The sequence below is a fragment of the Novosphingobium sp. 1529 genome, assembly GCF_040544855.1.
Classification (GTDB): domain Bacteria; phylum Pseudomonadota; class Alphaproteobacteria; order Sphingomonadales; family Sphingomonadaceae; genus Novosphingobium; species Novosphingobium capsulatum.
Genome location: NZ_JBEPKW010000002.1, coordinates 141995 through 162337 on the forward strand (window position 1 = coordinate 141995; position 20343 = coordinate 162337).

Consider the following 20343-nt stretch of genomic DNA (forward strand, 5'->3'; position numbering starts at 1 on the left):
CCGTCCACGGTCAAACGCGTTCTCCGTGAAAGCCGCTTTACCCTTCAAGGTGGTTGGCTGCGCTGGCGTCGGTATCTGATGTGGTGGAAGTAGTTAGCATCGTGACGGCCCGTTTCCTAGAATATATTCAGCGCTGTATGTTGCCTGTCGACTTTGCCGGAAATGTGCCGCAACCTGTCCCCAACTCACCCACCATCCGTCATCATCCCCATCGTCCACTCCTGATCATAATCCACCTCTCCCGCCACGGCATGCCCGGCGGCATCACGCGCCGGGCGGAAGCGGAAGCGTTGCAGGACGAGGGCGCAGGTGGTCGTGTCGAGCGCGGCGTTGTGGCTCGATTGCGTGATGTGGCAGGCGCTGGGGCGGCCTTGTGGGGTTACCGCAATGGTGACGGAGGTGGTGCCCTGGGCGTGCGCTTCACGCGCCGCGAGGGGATAGTCTGATGATTTGATCTTGCCGCCGGTCCATTCCGGATCGCTGCCGCCGGCGCCGTCACCGTTTCCGCTGGCGCCTGAGCCGGTGCCATTGCCGCTGCCGCCAGCGCCGCTGCCGGGGCCGGGCGTGGGCGCGGCGCCGTTGTGGCTTTGCGTGCCGAGCGCCACTTGCGGGGCGACGGGGATCGGTGGCGGTGGGGCGTGGATGACCAGCGGGGCATAGACCGGCGCTGCCTTGGCGCGCAGGGCAGGGGGGGCGGACTTGCCGCTGGGCCGATGATGATGACTGGGTGGTGGTGGCGCGGGCGATGGCGGCGGGGCGAGCCGGACTGCCGTCAGCCAGTCGCGGGTTGCCTGGCGCAGGCCCGCCGGCTGGGCGAGGCCGAGCCATAGGGCAATGGCGAGGCCCACTTCGATGCCGGCGGCGATGCCGGCAGAAACGAGCCGGGATGATCGGGGCTGAGTGGCGGAAAAGGCCATGGTTGGCACGCTAGGGTGTGTGGGGATTCAGCCCATGGCGGGCTGCGAACGGCCGCTTTTCGCGCTTCCGGTGCTCACGTACCGAAAGTACGCTGCGCTCCGGGTCGCGAAAATCAGCCATTCTCGCTCCACCCTGACCTGAATCCCCACACACCCTAGGCCACGCAGCCCCAGATCGGTTAGCGGCAGCGCTTCTTGGCGGTGAGCGTGCGGTCGATCGCGCGGCCACCCAGGGCGCCACCCACGGCACCTGCGACGATGCCCACCGGGCCGCCGATCAGGGCATGGCCGAGCAGCGCGCCACCGGCGCCACCGGCCACCAGGCCGGTCGTGCCGCTGGAGTGACGGCACCAGCGATAGTGCGCCCGCGACGAATAGTGGTGGCGGGCAAACGCCGGCGTCGCGTCGATCGCGGTGAGGCCGAACGCCGCGACAATCGCGGGGGCCAGCGCGAGCTTGCGGTTGAATGAGCGCATGATTGTGTCCTTCCCGTTGTTACAATCCAGCAATAATGCCAGGGGTAACGACCGAAGTGGCAGTTGGTTCACGCCACAGGCGATGAAATCTCTGTAATGATCGCAAGCCTTTGTAATAGCGTGTAAAGCGCTGGTTCAGGCAGCGTCCTGGCGCACCCATACGCTGACACTGCCGCCCTCGCACCGCACGGCCAGCGCCCCCTGGTCATCCGCCACGCATTCGCCCTGGGCGTGGCCCAACCAATCGACGAACGTGGCGCCGGCGTGATCGGGGCCAAGCTCTGCCGTGAGCGTGGCGGGTTCGCCATTGCTGAGGATCACCACGCAGCCCGGGGCATCCGCGGTGCCATGGCGGATGAAGCCGATGCAGGTGGGGCTGTCTAACAGGTCGGTCTGGGCGCCATGGGCAAAGCGCTGGCGCGCCTGGGTCAGCCGGGCAAGGCAGGCAACCGGGGCAAGGGTAATGTCGTAGTTCTCCCCGTCGCCGCCGGTATCGGCATAGCTGGCGCCGTATAGATCGGGATGGAACAGGCAGGGCACGCCGCCTTCGCGCAGCAGGATCAGGGCATAGGCCAGCGGCTTGAACCAGTCTTCCACCGGCGCCTCGAGCGCCTGAAGCGGCTGGGTATCGTGGTTGGCAACCAGGGTAACGGCGTGTTCGGGCAGGCTTTGCACCAGGGTGCCGTCAAAGATCGTGCGCAGATCGTAATCGGCGCCGGCGTGCGATGCGTCGGAGAAATGGTGGACGAGCGCGGCATCGAACAGTGACAACTGGTGGTCGACGCGATCGAGATAGGTGTGCAGCGCGGCCAGATCGGGTTGCCAGTATTCGGCCACAACGAACAGATCGGGGCTGATGGCTTCGCGGCAATGGCCCACCCAATCGCGGAAGAACCAGGCGGGAATGTGCTTGGCCGCATCCAGGCGGAAACCATCGACCGCCACCTGGTCTGCCAGCCAGCGACCCCAGAACTTGAGCTCCTCGTAGACCGCGCGATTGCGGAATTCGACATCGGCACCCATCAGGAAATCGAAGTTGCCGAGTTCCTCGTCCACCTCTTCGTTCCATTCGCCATCGCCATACTGGTTGACGAGGCGAAACACGCCGTCCTCCTGCGGGTCTTCGATGCGGTCCACCCCGCTGAAGCACTTGTGGTCCCATATGAAGCGCGAGTGCGCACCAGCGCGACCGGGAAAGGTGAAGCGGGTGTGGGTGGTGGCGTCGAACGCCTCGTCCTCGATCTGCGTGCGATCGTCGGGATTGGTGCGACGTACGCTGACGCGTTCGGTCTCGTCCGCGCCCATCTTGTGATCGAACACCACATCGTGGATCACGCGCAGGCCATGCTCGCGCAGGGCGGCGCAGGCTGCTTCCAGCGCGGCGCGGGTGCCGTATTTGGTGGGCACGGTGCCCTTCTGGTCAAACTCGCCCAGATCGAACAGGTCGTAGGTATCGTAGCCTACCGAGCTGGTGCCGCTGGCGCCCTTGTAGGCGGGGGGCAGCCACACATCGGTCACGCCCATCTCGGCCAGGCCCGGCGCGGCGCGGGCGGTATCGTCCCACAGCGCGCCTTCGGGAAGATACCAATGGAACATCTGAATCAGGGTGCGCTGCGACATGGGAAGCTCCGATGGGAGAAAGCTTCCCGGCAAATGCCCCAGCGCGGGATTGGTTGCAGTGCATCATCGGGCAAGTCGCACTTGGCGATGATCGTGCCTCAGGCGGCGCAGGCGATCCGCTCCACGGCGCTGGCTAGCGCGGTTTCGAACTGGTCGGTGGCCGCTTCCCAGGAATAGCTGGCGCCATAGGCAGCGGCATCGGCCCGGCGGCAGGCCAGTGCCTGGGCAATCGCGGTGGCGAGGTCTTCGTGGCAGGCGCCCACCGGGTGGGGCAGGTTGCCCTGCGCGCCGCGGCCATCCACGCCGATCACGTCGCGCGGGCCGGCCACCGGGAAGGCAGCTACCGGCACGCCGCAGGCCATCGCTTCGATCATCACCAGGCCAAACGTGTCGGTACGGCTGGGAAAGACGAAGCAATCGGCGGCGCGATAGGCCTGGGCCAGCGCGGCGCCCGAAAGCGCGCCGGTGAAATGCGCCTGGGGGTAGCGGCTTTTGAGCATGGCCAAGTCTGGTCCGTCGCCCACCACCACCTTGCTGCCGGGCACTGCGCAATCGAGAAACGCGCCAAGGTTCTTTTCCACGGCCACGCGGCCGACATAGAGCAGCACCGGTCCGGGCAGCGCGGCAAGCTGGGGCAGCGGGGCGTGGCCGGGATGGAACAGCCCGGCATCGATGCCGCGCGACCACAGCCGGGTCTGCACGATCCCGTGCCCGGCCAGCTCGCGCGCCAGGCTGGGTGTAGATACCAGCACCGCCGCGCTTTGCGCGTGAAAGCGGCGCATCACCGGCCAGAACACATCAGGGCTCAACCCCGTGCGCATCGCGGCGTAATCGGGAAAGCGCGTGTGAAATGCGCTGGTAAACGGCACGCCCACCGATTTGCACCAACTGCGCGCGGCCCAGCCGATCGGCCCTTCGGTGGCGATATGCACGATATCGGGCGCAAAATCGCGCAAGGCGCGCCGCGTGCCAAAGCGCGGCGCCATGGCCAGGCGGATCTCGCCATAGCCGGGCAGGGCACACGTGCGGAACTGCTGGGGGGTGAGCAGTTCCACCACGTGGCCCCGCGCGCGCAGGTGCGCAACCGTGGTGGTCAGCGTACGCACCACGCCGTTGACTTGCGGCGTCCAGGCATCGGTAGCGAGCGCAATGCGCATCAGGCAGTTTCCGTTTCGGCCGGGCTGGGCAGGCCGGGCACGGCGGCGGGCATGAACGGCGCCTGCTTGCGCTGTTCCTCTACCCAGTCGACGATGCTCATCGCGCCGGTGAAATCCTCGACCAGGGCGGTGCAGCTTTCCACCCAGTCGCCATCGTTGTAATAGGTGACATCGCCGATCTGGCGGATTTCGGCGCAGTGGATGTGGCCGCACACCACCCCGTCCACGCCCATGTCGCGCGCGGCGTGGGCGACGGCCTCTTCAAAGTCGCAGATGAACTGCACCGCGTTCTTCACGCGCTTTTTCATATAGGCCGAGAGCGACCAGTACGGCAGCTTGAACTGGCGCCGCACCAGGTTGACCCAGCGATTGGCGCGCAGCAGCACGGCATAGGCGGCATCGCCCAGGAACGCGAGCCAGCGGGCATAGAGCACCACGCCATCAAACCCGTCGCCATGGGTGATCAGCAGGCGCCGTCCATCGGCGGTGCGGTGAATGGTGTCGAGCGCCAGTTCCACGCCGCCAAAGGTCATCCCGGCATAGGGGCGCAGCATCTCGTCATGGTTGCCGGCGATCAGCACCACGCGGGTGCCGCGATGCGCCATCTTCAGCACGCGGCGGACCACTTCATTGTGCGCATCGGGCCAGTACCACCCACGCGACAGGCGCCAGCCATCGACGATGTCGCCCACCAGATAGAGCGTTTCGCACTCGATCGAGGCCAGGAAATCGAGCAGCATTTCGGCATTGCAGCCGCGCGTGCCGAGATGAAGATCGGAAATCCACACCGTGCGTACCCGCCGCTTGGGGCGGAAGCCGCGCGGTTCGGGCAAGTCGAGCCAATCGGGCGCGCCCTTGAGCCATTCGCTGACGGGGGCAAAGTTGCGGTCGCTTGGGCGGTCCATGACCCAGTCCCTTCATATGCTGCCGTTGTCTTGCGAATCTCATGGCACCGTCACATTGCGCGCTGGCGACACCGTGTCATGGTTGTGAAACAAGAGGGGAACAAATGGAGGGTGACGCCGGACGTGCAACCCGCTAGGAAGGAAAGCGATGCTGACCGGGCTTTCCATCCGCAATGTCGTCCTGATCGAGGCGCTGGACCTCGTGTTTCCGGGCGGTTTGGGCGTTCTGACCGGCGAAACCGGTGCGGGCAAATCGATCCTGCTGGATTCGCTGGGCCTGGTGCTGGGGGACCGCGCCGACAGCGGCCTGGTTCGTGCCGGAGAAGACGTGGCGAGCGTGACCGCCACATTCGAATTCGCGCGGCGGCCCGATGGCGTGGAAGCGATCCTGGCCGAAGCGGCGATCGATTGGGAGACGGGCGAGCCGCTGCTGGTCCGCCGCCGGTTGCGCGCCGATGGCGGCAGCCGTGCCTATATCAATGACCAGCCGGTGGGCGTGGCGCTGCTGCGCGAACTGGCGCGGTTTCTGGTGGAACTGCATGGGCAGCACGACGATCGCGGGCTGGTCAATGCGCGTGGCCACCGGGCCTTGCTCGATCGCTATGCCCGCGCCGACGCGGCCGAGGTGGCGCGCGCATGGGATAGCTGGCGCGCGGCCGAACAGGCCCTGGCGCAGGCGCGCGCGCGCGTGGCGAGCGCGGCGGCCGAGCAGGACCTGATCGAGGCGCACCTGGCCGAACTTGACGCGTTGAAGCCGGTGGCGGGCGAGGAGGAAGAACTCGCCCTGCAGCGTGCCGAGATGCAGAAGGGGGAGCGACTCTCGGGCGATCTCAACGAATTGCAGCACCTGTGGAGCGGATCGGACGCGCCCCTGGTGCAGTTGCGCGGCGCGGCGCGGCGGCTCGACCGGATCGCGGCAGAGCATCCGCTTTTGGCCGAGGCGCTGGAAGCGCTGGACCGCGCGGTGATCGAGGCGGGCGAGGCGGAAGACAAGCTCTCGGCCGCCGCCGAGGCCTTGGCGCACGATCCCGCGCTGCTCGACCGGATCGAAACGCGGCTGTTCGATCTGCGCGCCGCTGCGCGCAAGCATGGCTGCACGGTGGACGACCTGCCCGCCCGGCGCGAGGCATTGCAGGCCGCGTTGCAATCGATCGAGGGTGGCGAGGCGCAGATCGCAGGCCTGGCGCGCGTGGCGATGGAAGCGGGCCTGGACTATCGCGCCAAGGCAGAGGCGCTGTCGGTCCAGCGGGCCGAGGCCGCCCGCAAGCTGGACAAGGCGGTGGCCGCCGAACTGGCGCCGCTGCGCTTGGATGCGGCACGCTTTCACACCGCCGTGGTGCGCCTGCCCGAGGATCGCTGGAGCGGCCAGGGCATGGACGCGGTGGAGTTCCTCATCTCCACCAACCCCGGCAGCGATTTTGCGCCGCTGGGCAAGATCGCTTCGGGCGGTGAATTGTCGCGCTTTATCCTGGCGCTGAAGGTGGCGCTGGCCGAACAGGGCGGGGCAGCGACCGTGATCTTCGACGAGATCGATCGCGGCGTAGGCGGCGCTGTGGCCAGTGCCATTGGCGAGCGCCTGGCGCGCCTGGCGCACGGTGGGCAGTTGCTGGCCGTGACGCATAGCCCGCAAGTGGCGGCGCGGGGTGACGCGCATTATCTGATCGCCAAGTCGAGTGAGGGCACGGTGACGCGCACCTCGGTGAGCAAGCTGGACGCGGCCGGCCGCCAGGAGGAAATCGCGCGGATGCTCTCTGGCGCGGAAGTGACCGCCGAGGCGCGCGCGCAGGCCAGCCGCCTGCTCGAACAGGCTTGAACCCTTTTGCCCGGGTGGGCAGGCGGTTCCTCCACAGCTATGCCTTGCCCGGACCGGCGATAGCGCTTTACGAATTGCCGTGATGGCGTATCGCGCCGGTGACTGGTGCAATTGTTTGGTGAAAGTGGCGTATAATGAGTGATCCGGCAGGCATCGATCCGGCAGCAATGGGCGAGGCGGCTGCCGCCAACGAACTGATGCGGCTGGCGCGCCAGATCGCCTATCACAACCGGCGCTATCACGCCGAAGACGCCCCGGAAATTTCCGATGCCGAGTATGATGCGCTGGTGCGGCGCAATGCCGAACTGGAAACAGCGTTTCCGCATCTGATCCGCGCTGACAGCCCCTCGCGCGCCGTGGGTCACGAGGTTTCGGCCTCTCCCCTGCGCAAGGTGACGCACGAGGTTCGCATGATGAGCCTCGACAATGCCTTCACCGACGAGGAGGTCGAGGAATTCGTCGCGCGCGTGCGCCGCTTCCTGGCGCTGCCGGCCGATGCACCGGTGGTGATGACGGCGGAAGACAAGATCGACGGCCTGTCATGCTCGCTGCGCTATGAAGATGGCCGCCTGGTGCGCGCGGCGACCCGTGGTGATGGCCAGGTGGGCGAGGATGTGACTGCCAATGTAGCCCATATCAAGGACATACCGCAGGAACTTCGTAGCGATTCCGGTGTCGAACCGCCGGCCGTGTTCGAAATCCGCGGTGAGGTCTATATGGCCAAGGCCGATTTCCTCGCGCTCAATGCCGCGCAGGAGGAAAAGGGCGACAAGGTCTTTGCCAACCCGCGCAACGCCGCCGCCGGATCGCTGCGCCAGAAGGACGCGAGCGTGACGGCCGCGCGGCCCTTGCGGTTTCTGGCGCATGGCTGGGGGGCGGCCAGCGCCGTGCCGGCCGAAACGCAGTGGGCGATGATGCAGCAGATCGCGGCGTGGGGCGTGCCAGTGTCCCCCCTGCTGACGCGTTGCGATGATACCGCGCAGATGCTGGCGCATTATCGCAGCATTCAGGCGCAACGCGTTGATTTACCGTATGATATCGATGGCGTGGTGTACAAGGTTGATAGCCTGGAATGGCAGCGCCGGCTGGGCTTTGTCGCCAAGGCGCCGCGCTGGGGCATGGCGCACAAGTTTCCTGCCGAGCGCGCCGAAACGACGGTAGAAGCGATCGATATCCAGGTGGGCCGTACTGGCAAGCTGACGCCAGTGGGCCGCCTGCGCCCGGTGCTGGTGGGCGGTGTGACCGTCACCAACGTCACGCTTCACAACCGTGATGAGATCGGCCGGCTGGGTGTGCGCGTGGGCGATCGCGTGGTCTTGCAACGGGCTGGCGATGTCATCCCGCAAGTGGTTGAAAACCTGACGCGTGAAGAAGACCGCCCGGCCTATGTCTTTCCTGATCACTGCCCGGAATGCGGCAGCGAGGCGGTGGCCGAAGAGGGCGAGGTGGATGTACGCTGCACCGGCGGGCTGGTCTGCCCGGCGCAGCGAACCGAAAGGCTCAAGCATTTTGTCAGCCGCGCCGCGCTCGATATCGAGGGCCTGGGCGAAAAGACTATCGCCGAGTTCTTTGCGCTCGGCTGGCTCGAAAGCCCGGCCGATATCTTCCGCCTGCGCAAGCGGCGTGACGAAATCGTCGGCCGTGAAGGCTGGAAGGACAAGTCGGTCGACAATCTGCTCGCCGCGATCGAGGCCAAGCGCCAGCCCGATGCCGCGCGCCTGCTGTTCGGGCTGGGCATTCGCCACGTTGGCGCGGTCACCGCGCGCGACCTGTTGAAGCGCTTCGTCACGCTGCCGGCCTTGCGCGCCGTGGCTGAACGCGCCCATGGCGGGGATGAAGAGGCCAAGGCCGAACTGCTGGGCATCGACGGCGTTGGCCCGGTGGTGGTGGAAGCGCTGGGCGATTTCTTCCACGAGCCGCACAACATCGCCGTGTGGGACGATCTGCTGGGTGAAGTGAGCCCGCCCGATTTCATCGTCGAAACCCGCGCCAGCGCGGTTGCCGGCAAGACGGTAGTGTTCACCGGCAAGCTGGAAACCATGAGCCGCGACGAGGCCAAGGCCCAGGCCGAGGCGCTGGGCGCGCGGGCCGCTGGCAGCGTTTCGCCCAAGACGGACCTGGTCGTTGCGGGGCCGGGTGCGGGCAGCAAGCTGAAAAAGGCAGCCGAACTGGGCATTGAGGTGATCGACGAAGCCGCCTGGGCGGAAATCTTCAAGGCAGCGGGATAGGCGATCATGGCCCTTCACACCTGGTGGCTGTTTGTCGTCACCGTCTTTTTCATTTCGATCTCGCCTGGCCCCAACATGCTGCACGTGATGACGCGCAGCGTGACGCTGGGCTTTGGCCGGGCGATGCTGGCAATGAGCGGGTGCTTCCTCGCGGTGCTCACGTTGCTCAGCCTGTCGGCCGCGGGGCTGTCAGCGGTTCTGGTGGCGATGCCGCAGGTGTTTACCGCGCTCAAGATCGTCGGCGCGGCTTATCTGCTCTATCTTGGCTACAAATCCTGGACCGCCAAGGAATCTCCGGTGGACATGGTGGGCGACGGGCCCGTGGCTCTGCCATCGCCGCTCGGCCTGTTTCGCACGGGATTTCTGATCGGTATCAGCAATCCCAAGGCGCTGCTGTTTGCCGGGGCATTCCTGCCGCAGTTCATCGATCCTGCCCGGCCCAAGGCGGCGCAGTTTGCCGTCATGGTGGCAACCTTTGGCGTGATCGAGATGACCTCGTACCTGCTCTATGCGCTGGGCGGGCGATCGGTGGCGCGCTGGCTGGAAAAGCCATCGCCGCGCAAGGTGTTCAACCGGGTGACCGGCGCGATCTTTGTGGCGTTTGGTGTGGCGATGGTGGGCAGCCGGGTTTAGGCGTTTGCGCTTGGTTTCGCACCACCCCCCGCCCCCCTCCTCTGAAGAGGAGGGGGAGTTAAGCTGCTGATTTTATAGCCTCATCCTCTTTAGAGGGGGGCGGGGTGGTGGACGTCGTGCGCTGTCCTACCACTTCTGCGACCACGCCGGCAGGGCGCCGGGCGTGGTGGCATGAATGCGCGCGGTGGCGCGGCGGCGCAGCCACAGGATCGACCAGTCGCCGCGCACTTGGCGCGCCGCGAGGCGTAGGCCGGCGCGGGCATAGGCAGCACGCACGGCTTTTTCCTGCGTGGCGAGTAAGCCGGCGAGGAGAATATGACCGCCTGGCTTGACCGCCGCGGCAAATTCCGGCGCCAATTCGATCAGCGGACCCGCCAGGATATTGGCAATCAGCAGGTCATAGGGCGCCGATAGGCGCAGCAGCGGGTGGTCCATGCCCGGCGCGATGACCATGGCCAGCTTGCCCGGCCCATCGCCCAGCGGCACGCCGTTGGCATCGGCATTGGTCGCCACGACTGGGCCACATACCGCATCGATGTCGCTGGCGATGGCGCGCGCGCCGGGCCACAGATGCAGGCCAGCAAAAGCAAGCAGGCCCGTGCCGGTGCCGATATCGGCGAGGTTGCGCACGACGGCGCCATTGCCCTTCATATGCGACAACATGGCCAGGCATCCTGCGGTGGTGGCATGCTGGCCGGTGCCAAAGGCCTGGCTGGTGGGGATGAGGAAATTGCGGATGCCCGGCGTGTCCACTGCCGGATATTCCGGGGTGTGGACGTGGAACGGCCCTTCGTGGATCGGCTCTACCCCGTGCTGGCTGAGCGTGACCCAGTCTTCCTCGGGCAGCTGTTCGATCACCATCGGCGGCGCGCCGTCGGCAAACAGCGCGGCAATCGCGGCGCGTTCGTCTTCGCCCGGTTCGTCGGCCAGCCAGGCTTCCAGCTGCCAATCGTCGGGCTTGTCCTCGGCAATCTCGCTGCCGGCGATCACGATGTCGGCGTCCCAGTCGAACACGTCTTCGTGGGCGATCAGCGCGGCCTGGACGATGGGGCGCGGCGCAAGGATGGTGATTTTCCAGCTCATGGCGCGGGTCTTTGCGGCGGCGCGGCCTCCTTGGCAAGCGTCTCGTCAAGCCGGGCGCGGCCATTGGCGGCATAGGTGCGGCAGGCACCCGGCACCGGCCGGGGCGCCCCATGCGCAAGGCGCTCGAACAGGTCGCTGGCGCCGGGATGAGGCGTGATCAGCACGGTGCAGGGCAGGGCGGCAATGCGATCGAGCGAGGCGCGAAACGCCGCGACATAGGCGGGATGATCGGCAAAGCGCCAACCCGGCGCGGCCATCGCGGTGACGCTGTCGACATAGGCCATGGTGCGGCAATCGCGGCCCTGGCAGCTGGTCCAGGTCCAGCTGGTGGAGCCGGGGGCGTGGCCTGGCGTGGCATGGGCGACAAGGCGCAGCGGCCCGGCCACCAGCGTTTCGCCATCATGCAGCACGCGATCGACGGCAACGGCCGGGAACGGCTTGAGCCAGGCGGACTGGGGATCGTCTGCCGGAACCTGACCGGTGGTGAGCACGCGCGCGGCGGCGGGCATGGCCGCCAGGCGTGCGCCGGTCATCCGCTTTAGCGCAGCCAGGCCGCCAGCGTGATCGGAATGTTCGTGGCTGAGCACGATCCAGCGCACGTCATGCAGGCGAAAACCGGCGGCAACGATGTTGCGCGCGACACTGTCGGCGGCCTCCGCCACGCCCGCGTCGATCAGGATATGTCCCTGCGGCGAAGTGACAAGCACCGCGCTGATGCCGCAGGTGCCGACGTACCAGGTATTGGCAAAGATCCGTTGCGGCGGCGCGGGATCGGCCCAGCCATCGCGGTTGTGGCAGGCCTGGGCGAGGGTGGGCCGCGCCGGAATGTGCGACGGCTGCGATCGGGCAAGCGCTGGCGCGGCCATGGCAACAAGCCCGGCGAGCGCGGCTGCGAAGATAGGAATGGTGCGCATCGCCTGTGGTTTGCGCGTCATCTTGCCGCATGACAACATACGAATTCGGCTTGGCCCTTTCGGCGGCTTGCACCCCGGGGCTTTTCGACTAATAGCGACTCGTCCCGACCGGAAACCTCATCCCGGTCGCCTTTGCGATAATAAGGGGAAGTTCCATGGCGCTGGCGCACAGCAACCGGCCACTTTCGCCGCACCTCCAGATCTGGCGCTGGGGTCCGGCCATGCTGGTCTCGATCCTCCACCGTGTTACGGGCAATGGCCTGGCCTTTGTCGGCCTGTCGCTGTTGCTGTGGTGGCTGGGTTCGATCGCCAGCGGTCCTGAAGCCTATGCAACGTTCATGACCTATGTGTGGACCGGCGCCGATGGCGGCCTTTCCGCCATTACCGCGATCCTCGGCAAGATCGTGCTGGTCGGCCTGTCGTGGGCGTTCTTCCAGCATGCCGCCACCGGCATCCGTCACCTCGTGCTCGATATCGGCGTGGGCTACGAACTTTCGGTCAATGCCCGTTGGTCGGTCTTCACCATGATCGCTTCTGTCGGTCTTACGGCTCTGTTCTGGGGCTTCGTGCTGCTGCGCTAAGCGCCGGCACGCCTTACCTGATTTCTCGGAGGTACCATGGGTAACGGAACTTCGATCGGTCGCGTGCGCGGGCTGGGCTCCAGCCACGCCGGCACGCACCACTGGCTGGCCCAGCGCCTTACGGCGGTGGGCAACCTGATCGTCATCCCCTTCCTCGGCATCAGCCTGGCGCTGCTGCCCGCGCACGATTACGTCACCGTGCATGGCTGGGCGGCGAAGCCGTTGTCGGCCACCATGCTGGTGCTGCTGGTGCTCAACACGCTGTACCACGCGCGCTTGGGCGTGCAGGTCATGCTCGAAGACTATATTCACGAGGAAGGCGGAAAGGTCGCATCCTGGATGCTGATCAACTTCGTGCCCGCCGCCGCTGCCGTGTTCGGCATCGTCTCGATCATCCGCATCGCACTGGGGGCCGCGTAAGCCATGTCTGCTGCCTACAAGATCATCGATCATACCTATGACACCGTCGTTGTCGGCGCGGGCGGTTCGGGCCTGCGCGCCACGATGGGTTCGGCCCAGGCCGGTCTGCGCACCGCGTGCATCACCAAGGTGTTCCCCACCCGCTCGCACACCGTGGCGGCGCAGGGTGGTATCGCGGCTTCGCTGCAGAACAACACGCCCGATCACTGGACCTGGCACATGTACGACACCGTCAAGGGGTCTGACTGGCTGGGCGACCAGGACGCGATCGAATACATGGTGCGTGAAGCCCCGGCTGCGGTTTACGAACTGGAGCACGCTGGCGTGCCGTTCAGCCGCAACGCCGATGGCACGATCTATCAGCGCCCGTTCGGCGGCCACATGCAGAACATGGGCGAAGGCCCGCCGGTGCAGCGCACCTGCGCCGCCGCCGACCGCACCGGCCACGCCATGCTTCACGCGCTCTATCAGCAGAGCCTGAAGTATGATGCCGACTTCTTCATCGAATACTTCGCCATCGACCTGATCATGGAAAACGGCGAATGCCGTGGCGTGATCGCGCTGTGCATGGACGATGGCTCGATCCACCGCTTCCGTGGCCACGCCGTGGTGCTGGCCACCGGCGGCTATGGCCGCTGCTATTTCACCGCGACGTCGGCCCACACCTGCACCGGCGACGGTGGCGGCATGGTGCTGCGCGCTGGCCTGCCGCTGCAGGACATGGAATTCGTGCAGTTCCACCCGACTGGCATCTATGGTGCGGGCGTGCTGATCACCGAAGGCGCGCGCGGGGAAGGTGGCTATCTCACCAACTCCGAAGGCGAGCGTTTCATGGAACGCTATGCCCCTTCGGCCAAGGATCTGGCGAGCCGCGACGTGGTGTCGCGCTCCATGGCGCTGGAAATCCGCGAAGGCCGTGGTGTGGGCCCGCACAAGGACCACATCTACCTGCACCTTGATCACATTGATGCCAAGGTGCTGGCCGAGCGCCTGCCCGGGATCACCGAAAGCGGCAAGATCTTTGCCGGCGTCGACCTGACGCGCCAGCCGCTGCCGGTGGTGCCGACGGTGCACTACAACATGGGCGGCATTCCCACCAACTACCACGGCGAAGTGATGACCATCGGTGCCGATGGCAATCCCGAAACCGTGGTGCCGGGCCTGTTCGCCGTGGGCGAAGCGGCCTGCGTTTCGGTGCACGGCGCCAACCGCCTGGGCTCCAACTCGCTGATCGACCTTGTCGTGTTCGGCCGCGCCACCGGCCTGCGTCTCAAGGAACTGATCAAGCCGGGCACGGCGCACCAGTCGCTGCCCAAGGACAGCGCGGACCTGGCGCTTTCGCGCCTGGATCACTTCCGCAATGCCAAGGGCGGTTCGCCCACGGCCAAGATCCGCACCGAGATGCAGCGCGCGATGAGCCAGCACGCGGCGGTGTTCCGCACCGACGAGCTGATGGCCGAAGGCAAGCACAAGCTGGCCGAAATCTATGCCTCGATGCAGGATATCGGCGTGTCGGACCGCTCGCTGATCTGGAACTCGGACCTGGTGGAAACGCTGGAGCTGGACAACCTGATCAGCCAGGCTTCCGTGACAATGCATTCGGCCTACAACCGCAAGGAAAGCCGCGGCGCCCATGCGCACGAGGATTTCCCCAACCGCGACGACGCCACCTGGATGAAGCACACCGTGGGCTGGTTCGACGGCTGGGGCGGCAAGAGCGGCGATATCAAGCTCGATTACCGCCCGGTGCACGAATACACGCTCACCGACGACGTGCAGTACATCAAGCCCAAGGCGCGCGTCTATTGATCCGCGCCTGACGGCAAGAAACCAAGTAAAGGCCGGGGTTGGCAAGACCCCGGCCTTTTTCGTTCATCCGAACCGGGGCTTGTTTCCATGGGTGGAAGCCATGCGTTGCAATAGGTTGTGAACCATCGCGCTCTTGTTGGCCGGAGCGGAGATGGGAGATGTCATGACCTATTATCGTGATGGAGCGGAAGTAACGCTGGACCAGACGCAGGCGCAAAGGCGTACCCCATTTGCGACCTTCCTGGCCAACGGCAACATTCTGGTCATGAACGAGGACACCGCGCATCCCAATTTGGGTGACTATATCTATTCTGTGTTCACGGCCGATGGCGTGGCCAGCGGGGTAACTGCCACGGTGCGCGACTATGAGGTTTTCACGCTCGCCGACGGCAATGCGATCACTGTCAAGGAGGCCGAGGGCGCCGGTAGCCCTGTCACCCTGTCGCTGTTGGACACCGATCCGCGCGATGGCACGATCAGCGGGACGATCACGGTGCCGGCGCCGTCCCCCTCGGCCACCTACACTGGCACCTCGGTGCTGGCGCTGAAGGGCGCGGATCAGGGCAAAGTGGCCGTTGTCAGCAACGTTGATTTCGGGGGTAATGCGGCGCGGGCGGTGGTCAACATCGTTGACCTGGCAACGATGAGCGTCGTTGCGCGCTTCACGGCCTCTTCCTCGGATCGGGATTTGCCGCCCAGCGTGACGCAGTTGGCCGATGGTTCACTGCTTACGCTGGCGCTGGACAATGGGGTGTCGAGCGGAAACGTCGGCTACACCTACGCGATCCACGCTGTAGACGGCACCGAGATCAAGGCGGCGACGCTGCTGGCGCTGCCGACGCGCTATGGCAATGCGGTGGAAGTGCAGATAGTCGCGCTTGCGACGGGTGGCTTTGCCATGACTTGGGCCGAAAACCATTCCAGTGGTGGTTTCGTGTCGCTGGGGGCGCTGCATATGCAGGTGTTCGACAGCAGCGGTGCCGTGGTGCAGGCGGATACGATCGTCAGCGAGGATGGTCCGCGCTTCGTTGGCTCGACCGACGTGGTTGCCCTGGCGAATGGCGGCTTCGCGATCGCCTGGGCCAGCACCAACCCGGCGGGCGGCGCGAATGGCGCCAGCGAGATTGCGTTGCGCACCTATGATCATGCCGGCGGCGAAATCGGCCAGGAGCAAGTCGTCAACACAACCACGGCGGGAACCCAGGATGCCGCGCAACTGGTGGCGCAGGCCGATGGTGGTTTTGCCGTGCTGTGGCGCGACGGCAACGGCACCTTGCACTCGCAGACCTACACCGATCACCACGGGCAAACGGTGGACGGCACGGCGGCGGCCGACAAGCTGGTGGGCACCGATAAGGACGATCTGTTTCTCGGCCATGGCGGCAACGACACGTTTGCGGGCGGCGCGGGGAACGACACCATCAGCTTTGCCGATGCGCAGCAGAGCATCTATCTTACGCTGGCGACGACCAAGCCGATCGACACCATCGGGGCGGGCACGGTGCAGATCAAGAGCATCGAAAACGCCATCGGCTCGCAATTCGATGACGTGATCCTGGGTAACAAGGATGCCAACCGCCTGGAAGGTGGCGCGGGCAATGATCGCTTGAAGGGCGGGGCGGGGGATGACCACCTGCTCGGCGGCGCCGGCAACGACGCGTTGTACGGCCAGGCTGGGGCCGACCGGATGGAGGGCGGCACCGGGAACGACGTCTATTATGTCGATGACGCCGGCGACAGGGTGGTGGAACGCGGCGATGATGCCGGGATCGACAAGGTTTTCTCCACCATCAGCTATCGTCTCGATGCCAACGTGGAACGGCTCACGCTGGTGAGCGGCGCGGGCAACATCAATGGTGCGGGCAACAACGCCAACAACACGATCGTGGGGAACGAGGGCGACAACGTGTTGAGCGGGGGCGGCGGCATAGACAGCCTGACCGGCGGGGCGGGGCACGATACCTTCGTGTTCGACACCAGCCCCTTGGCCGTCGGGCGCACGGTGATCCGCGATTTTGTGAGCGGCGAGGACAAGATTGCCCTGTCACTCGATGCGTTTGGCGCAGGTTTCTATGCACAGCCACCCGGCGCCATTGCCGATGCCGAATTCGGCTATGGAACGCGTGCGACCACAGCCGAACAAAGCCTGATCTATGACCGGGCCAGCGGAAACCTCTATTACGACGTCGACGGCAACGGGCCGGAGAAGGCGGTGCGCATCGGGGTGTTGATGGGCGCGCCCGATCTGCACCTGGCGGATATCATACTGGTCTAAGCGACCTTGCCCCGGCATCTGCACCGCATGACAGCGGGCGGGCGCCGGGGATAGGGTGAAGGATCAGCGGTTGCGCTTTTCCTGCTTGGCCTGTTCCTTGGCCGCATCGGCCGCGGCGGCCTCGCGCGCGCGGTTGGCCGCGACGGCGCTGGCATCACGCGCAGTGGCGCCACGCGCCGGATAGGGACAGCCGCGCGACTGGCCAACGCCTTTGAGGAACGAACGGCGGGCCGTGCCGGCGAACAGGGCCACCTGCCAACGGCGCTGTGCTTCGTTCGCGCCAGAGATTTCGCGGATGATGCCGCCGAACGGGATCAGCGAGCCGACGATCGACTTGGCGGTGTTGCCCACCTTGAGGCCGCCCTTGGTGTAATCGGCGATATCGATGTCATCGCCGAGCACGGCATCGAGCCGGCGGATTTCGGCGGTGATCCCCGCGCATCCCTTGATGCCAGCCAGGGTGTAGGGCGTGTCTTGGGCGCGTTGCAGGATCGGCGGGATATCTTCCTTCTTGAGGTTCACCGTTTCGAGCGGCGTGGCGACGACATCGCCGACCTTGGCATCTTTGGGAGCCACGGCAGTCTGCGCGTGGGCGGCGAGGCTGCCAAGCGCGAGCGGGAGCATCGCGCCGAGCAGGGCGGCGCGGGCGGCATTTCGGTGTGCGAACATAATCGGTAAGACTCCCCGGTTTCCCGCATTACGCTGCAAACCGGCCTAGGTTCCACACGATCTGCCGATCACACCGCGCCCGGCGCAAAGGTGTTGCACTGCGCAGGGTTACCGCTGTCGAGGCCCTTGCGCAGCCAGGCCATGCGCTGCTGCGAACTGCCATGGGTGAACGCGGCCTCAACCGGGGTGCGGCCGGCGGCTTTCATCAGCGTGTCATCGCCGATCTGGTGCGCGGCGCGCATGCCTTCCTCGACATCGCCGGTTTCGATCCGGGAACGATTTTGCGCGGCCCACACCCCCGCGTAGCAATCGGCCTGGAGTTCGAGGCGCACCGACAGGGCGTTGGCCGCATCGGGATTGGCGCGCTGCGCCTGTGTTACCTTGTCTGACGTGCCGACCAGCTTTTGGATATGGTGCCCATATTCGTGGGCCATGACATAGACGCGGGCGAAATCACCGCCTGCGCCCAGCTTCTTGTCCAGCTCGGTGTAGAAATCGGTGTCGATGTAGATGCCCTGGTCACTGGGGCAATAGAACGGCCCCATGGCGCTTTGCGCCGCGCCGCAGCCCGACGATCCCTGGCTGGAATAGAACACCAGCTTGGGTGCGCGAAACGCGATGTTCTCGCTGGCCAGCAAAGGCTTCCAGGTCTTGTTGAGCGAGGACAGCGCATTGCAGCTCTCGTGGCTGAACGCGTTGACGTCACACGCCTGGGCGAGGGTTTCGCCGCCGGGCTGGCCGACCTGCTGCGAGGGCGTTTCGCCCACGGGACCGGCCAACTGGCGGGGCAATCCGCCAAACAGCAGCGACGCGCCGACCACGACCAAGACCCCGAGGATGCCAAAGCGTGAGCCGACCAGGCTAAGGATCAGGCCAAACGGGAAACCGCCGCCACCGCCGCCGCCCAAAGAAAAGCCGCCGCCCCGGCCGCGCTGGTCTTCCACGTCGATGTTGTTGTCGTAATCGTCGAGCCGCATCGCTTGCCTGTTGTCTGTGTGCCGTACGTGCCACGGCCTATAGCGTAAATGGCAAGCCGTGGCGCGCGACAATGTTCCGCGTCATGCGCCAGGAATTTCGCGCCCAGGCTCGATTCACCGTGCTTTACAGTTTGGGAACTTGCGCGTCCTGGCGGGTTTTGTCAGCAATGAGCCTGCGCTGAAGCGTTTGGGGACATAGATGAGTCGTGGCGCAAGGCTGTTGAGGGCACTGGCCCTGGTGTCGCTGGCAGCCGTGCTGCCGGTGGGCGCGGCGCATTCGGCCACAGCGCCGGTTGCCCAGACCCTGGAACAGCGCCTGCGTGCCCATGTCGAGACGCTGGCCAGCCCGGCCTTTGCCGGCCGCCGCCCCGGCACCGAGGGTGAAACCCAGACCTTGCGCTACCTGGTGCGGCAGTGGTTCGAAATGGGCCTGGAATCGGGCACCAACCTGCCGGGCAGCCCGTGGTTTGCGCCGGTCGAACTGGTCGCGCGCGAGCCGGTGCTGTCGCGCGCGGCCTTCATGCGTGGCCGGCGGCGCCTGGCGGCTGACGAGCATGATGTGTTCGTGGTCACCTCGGGCGTGCGCAACCTGGTGGAAAGCGCGCCGGTGCTGTTTGTCGGGCATGGGGTGGTGCCATCGCGCACCGAACTGGCCGGCCGTGTTGCGCTCTTGCTGGAAAGCAAGGCAGCCGCTGGCGGCAAGCGTGGTGACCATGACGAGCGCCACGGCGACGTGGAGGCCGGGCGCGAGGCCGTGGGCCGCCTGCTGGACGGCGGGGCCATGGCGGTGATCACGGTGCTGGATGGCACGCGCACCCTTGATGATGTGGCGGCGCGGCGTCGCAAGGCTGGCACGATGCTGGCCGGAGAGCGGCTCGACAACGAGATCGAGGCGTTTGTCACCCCCGACATGGCCGATCGCCTGCTGGGCGGAACCACCGCCGCGCCTGGCCAGGCGCTGGCCGCTGCCCAGGCCGAGGCAGAAAAGCCCGATTTCACGCCGCGCCTGATCGGCACTACGGCCAGTCTGGAAGCGACCAGCACCGAAACCCGCGTGCGCACGCACAACCTGATCGGCCGCATTCCCGGGCGCGATCCCGCTGCCGGCGCCGTGCTGCTGGTGGCGCATTGGGACCATTTCGGGGTCTGCACGGCGGCCGGGGCGATCTGTCCGGGCGCGGTGGACAATGCCAGCGGTGTGGCGGTGATTACCGAAGTGGCGCGGCAGATCTTGGCAGGCATGCCGCAGCGCATGCCCGATCGCGATATCTATGTGCTCGCCACGACCGGCGAGGAAATGGGCCTGCTTGGCGCCCTGGCCTTTGCCGAAAATCCGCCGCTGCCGCTGGGGCGGATCGTGGCGGCGTTCAACGTCGACAGCACCGGCCTGGTGCCGGCGGGCGGGCAGGTGGCGATCGTGGGGCGGGGGATGACCCCGTTGGATGATACCGTGGCGCGGGTGCTGGGGCGGATGCGGCGCAAGCTGGTCGATGGCCGGGCGGCCAATGCCTATGTGCGCCGGCAGGATAGCTGGGTGCTGATGCAGCATGATGTGCCCGCGATCATGGTCAGCACCAGCTATGCCGACGAGGCGCGATTGGACCGGTTCATGACCGGCGCCTATCACACCCCGGCCGATACGCCGGACCATGTGAACTATGCCGGCATGGCCGATGACGTGCAGATCAACACCGAGTTGGTGCGCGAATTTGCCGATGCCCGCCGCTATGCCACAGGGGGCGTGACACCCCCGGCGACGGCGCCCGCGCCGGGGCCGACAAATAGCGCCCGAACCCCCTAGCCAATTGTTCCCGGCTTGATTACATGGGCCGCCACGATTCTACCCGGACAGGAAGTGGCAGCGCA

Annotated in this window: 17 protein-coding genes; 8 read left to right on the forward strand and 9 right to left on the reverse strand. The window is 66.1% G+C overall.

What is annotated here, in order from left to right; all coding sequences use genetic code 11:
- Nucleotides 1-185 precede the first annotated feature (185 nt).
- The 5 genes from ABIC78_RS05995 to ABIC78_RS06015 all read right to left on the reverse strand — a co-directional run bounded on the left by ABIC78_RS05995 (nucleotide 186) and on the right by ABIC78_RS06015 (nucleotide 5075).
- On the reverse strand, nucleotides 186-917 hold the full coding sequence (locus ABIC78_RS05995; RefSeq protein WP_354488291.1) for a TonB family protein: 732 nt from the start codon (nucleotides 915-917) through the stop codon (nucleotides 186-188).
- Between the two features lie 179 nt (nucleotides 918-1096).
- Nucleotides 1097-1393 (reverse strand): hypothetical protein, encoded by a 297-nt coding sequence (locus ABIC78_RS06000; protein ID WP_054131054.1) that lies wholly within the window; start codon nucleotides 1391-1393, stop codon nucleotides 1097-1099.
- Between the two features lie 135 nt (nucleotides 1394-1528).
- Entirely contained in the window at nucleotides 1529-3013 is a 1485-nt protein-coding gene (amyA, locus tag ABIC78_RS06005; RefSeq protein ID WP_354488293.1) for an alpha-amylase, read from the reverse strand.
- A gap of 98 nt (nucleotides 3014-3111) precedes the next feature.
- Nucleotides 3112-4170 carry a glycosyltransferase family 4 protein gene (locus tag ABIC78_RS06010; RefSeq protein ID WP_354488295.1) on the reverse strand — a complete coding sequence of 353 codons (1059 nt, stop codon included), beginning with the start codon at nucleotides 4168-4170 and terminating at the stop codon, nucleotides 3112-3114.
- Nucleotides 4170-5075, reverse strand: coding sequence for a UDP-2,3-diacylglucosamine diphosphatase (locus tag ABIC78_RS06015; RefSeq protein WP_354488297.1), 906 nt, complete (start codon nucleotides 5073-5075; stop codon nucleotides 4170-4172). The genes ABIC78_RS06010 and ABIC78_RS06015 overlap by 1 nt, the downstream gene beginning before the upstream one ends.
- 148 nt (nucleotides 5076-5223) lie before the next feature.
- Between ABIC78_RS06015 and recN the strand changes: the two genes are divergently transcribed.
- The 3 genes from recN to ABIC78_RS06030 all read left to right on the forward strand — a co-directional run bounded on the left by recN (nucleotide 5224) and on the right by ABIC78_RS06030 (nucleotide 9749).
- Nucleotides 5224-6888: a DNA repair protein RecN gene (gene recN / locus ABIC78_RS06020; RefSeq protein ID WP_354488299.1), complete on the forward strand. Its 1665-nt coding sequence runs from the start codon at nucleotides 5224-5226 to the stop codon at nucleotides 6886-6888.
- A gap of 134 nt (nucleotides 6889-7022) precedes the next feature.
- A complete protein-coding gene (ligA, locus tag ABIC78_RS06025; RefSeq protein ID WP_354488301.1) occupies nucleotides 7023-9116 on the forward strand; it encodes an NAD-dependent DNA ligase LigA in 2094 nt (697 codons plus the stop codon).
- A 6-nt stretch (nucleotides 9117-9122) separates the two neighbouring features.
- Entirely contained in the window at nucleotides 9123-9749 is a 627-nt protein-coding gene (locus tag ABIC78_RS06030) for a LysE family translocator (RefSeq protein ID WP_171796092.1), read from the forward strand.
- Nucleotides 9750-9875: 126 nt separating this feature from the next.
- Here ABIC78_RS06030 and ABIC78_RS06035 read toward each other — a convergent pair whose 3' ends face one another.
- Together ABIC78_RS06035 and bla are read right to left on the reverse strand one after the other, a co-directional pair.
- A complete protein-coding gene (locus tag ABIC78_RS06035) occupies nucleotides 9876-10832 on the reverse strand; it encodes a 50S ribosomal protein L11 methyltransferase (RefSeq protein ID WP_354488304.1) in 957 nt (318 codons plus the stop codon).
- Nucleotides 10829-11767 carry a subclass B3 metallo-beta-lactamase gene (gene bla / locus ABIC78_RS06040; protein WP_354488306.1) on the reverse strand — a complete coding sequence of 313 codons (939 nt, stop codon included), beginning with the start codon at nucleotides 11765-11767 and terminating at the stop codon, nucleotides 10829-10831. Before bla ends, ABIC78_RS06035 begins: the two co-directional genes overlap by 4 nt.
- A 134-nt stretch (nucleotides 11768-11901) precedes the next feature.
- On the opposite strand from bla, the gene sdhC reads away from it, so the two are divergent.
- The 4 genes from sdhC (at nucleotide 11902) to ABIC78_RS06060 (ending at nucleotide 16831) form a co-directional block, all read left to right on the forward strand.
- The gene (sdhC, locus tag ABIC78_RS06045; protein WP_022675379.1) at nucleotides 11902-12327 is read left to right on the forward strand and encodes a succinate dehydrogenase, cytochrome b556 subunit; all 426 of its coding nucleotides are present in this window, start codon (nucleotides 11902-11904) and stop codon (nucleotides 12325-12327) included.
- 36 nt (nucleotides 12328-12363) lie between these two features.
- Nucleotides 12364-12747 (forward strand): succinate dehydrogenase, hydrophobic membrane anchor protein, encoded by a 384-nt coding sequence (gene sdhD, locus ABIC78_RS06050; protein WP_022675380.1) that lies wholly within the window; start codon nucleotides 12364-12366, stop codon nucleotides 12745-12747.
- 3 nt (nucleotides 12748-12750) lie between these two features.
- Nucleotides 12751-14556, forward strand: a complete 1806-nt coding sequence (gene sdhA / locus ABIC78_RS06055; protein ID WP_022675381.1) for a succinate dehydrogenase flavoprotein subunit — start codon at nucleotides 12751-12753, stop codon at nucleotides 14554-14556.
- A gap of 163 nt (nucleotides 14557-14719) precedes the next feature.
- Nucleotides 14720-16831: a calcium-binding protein gene (locus ABIC78_RS06060; protein ID WP_354488309.1), complete on the forward strand. Its 2112-nt coding sequence runs from the start codon at nucleotides 14720-14722 to the stop codon at nucleotides 16829-16831.
- A gap of 63 nt (nucleotides 16832-16894) precedes the next feature.
- Here the strand turns inward: ABIC78_RS06060 and ABIC78_RS06065 are convergent, their stop codons facing one another.
- Nucleotides 16895-17500, reverse strand: a complete 606-nt coding sequence (locus ABIC78_RS06065; protein ID WP_309804341.1) for a hypothetical protein — start codon at nucleotides 17498-17500, stop codon at nucleotides 16895-16897.
- A 68-nt stretch (nucleotides 17501-17568) separates the two neighbouring features.
- The gene (gene ypfJ, locus ABIC78_RS06070) at nucleotides 17569-18477 is read right to left on the reverse strand and encodes a KPN_02809 family neutral zinc metallopeptidase (RefSeq protein WP_309804342.1); all 909 of its coding nucleotides are present in this window, start codon (nucleotides 18475-18477) and stop codon (nucleotides 17569-17571) included.
- Between the two features lie 220 nt (nucleotides 18478-18697).
- Between ypfJ and ABIC78_RS06075 the strand changes: the two genes are divergently transcribed.
- Nucleotides 18698-20278, forward strand: coding sequence for a M28 family metallopeptidase (locus ABIC78_RS06075; RefSeq protein ID WP_309804343.1), 1581 nt, complete (start codon nucleotides 18698-18700; stop codon nucleotides 20276-20278).
- Nucleotides 20279-20343: the final 65 nt, after the last annotated feature.

Bases quoted from the DNA above. Each gene is read 5' to 3' on its own strand.
- ABIC78_RS06030 (WP_171796092.1), top strand. From the start codon at position 9,123: ATGGCCCTTCACACCTGGTGGCTGTTTGTCGTCACCGTCTTTTTCATT.
- recN (WP_354488299.1), top strand. From the start codon at position 5,224: ATGCTGACCGGGCTTTCCATCCGCAATGTCGTCCTGATCGAGGCGCTG.
- sdhA (WP_022675381.1), top strand. From the start codon at position 12,751: ATGTCTGCTGCCTACAAGATCATCGATCATACCTATGACACCGTCGTT.
- ABIC78_RS06035 (WP_354488304.1), bottom strand. From the start codon at position 10,832: ATGAGCTGGAAAATCACCATCCTTGCGCCGCGCCCCATCGTCCAGGCC.
- ABIC78_RS06065 (WP_309804341.1), bottom strand. From the start codon at position 17,500: ATGTTCGCACACCGAAATGCCGCCCGCGCCGCCCTGCTCGGCGCGATG.
- ABIC78_RS06015 (WP_354488297.1), bottom strand. From the start codon at position 5,075: ATGGACCGCCCAAGCGACCGCAACTTTGCCCCCGTCAGCGAATGGCTC.
- amyA (WP_354488293.1), bottom strand. From the start codon at position 3,013: ATGTCGCAGCGCACCCTGATTCAGATGTTCCATTGGTATCTTCCCGAA.
- ligA (WP_354488301.1), top strand. From the start codon at position 7,023: ATGAGTGATCCGGCAGGCATCGATCCGGCAGCAATGGGCGAGGCGGCT.
- sdhD (WP_022675380.1), top strand. From the start codon at position 12,364: ATGGGTAACGGAACTTCGATCGGTCGCGTGCGCGGGCTGGGCTCCAGC.
- ABIC78_RS06060 (WP_354488309.1), top strand. From the start codon at position 14,720: ATGACCTATTATCGTGATGGAGCGGAAGTAACGCTGGACCAGACGCAG.
- ABIC78_RS06000 (WP_054131054.1), bottom strand. From the start codon at position 1,393: ATGCGCTCATTCAACCGCAAGCTCGCGCTGGCCCCCGCGATTGTCGCG.
- sdhC (WP_022675379.1), top strand. From the start codon at position 11,902: ATGGCGCTGGCGCACAGCAACCGGCCACTTTCGCCGCACCTCCAGATC.
- ABIC78_RS05995 (WP_354488291.1), bottom strand. From the start codon at position 917: ATGGCCTTTTCCGCCACTCAGCCCCGATCATCCCGGCTCGTTTCTGCC.
- ypfJ (WP_309804342.1), bottom strand. From the start codon at position 18,477: ATGCGGCTCGACGATTACGACAACAACATCGACGTGGAAGACCAGCGC.
- ABIC78_RS06010 (WP_354488295.1), bottom strand. From the start codon at position 4,170: ATGCGCATTGCGCTCGCTACCGATGCCTGGACGCCGCAAGTCAACGGC.
- bla (WP_354488306.1), bottom strand. From the start codon at position 11,767: ATGACGCGCAAACCACAGGCGATGCGCACCATTCCTATCTTCGCAGCC.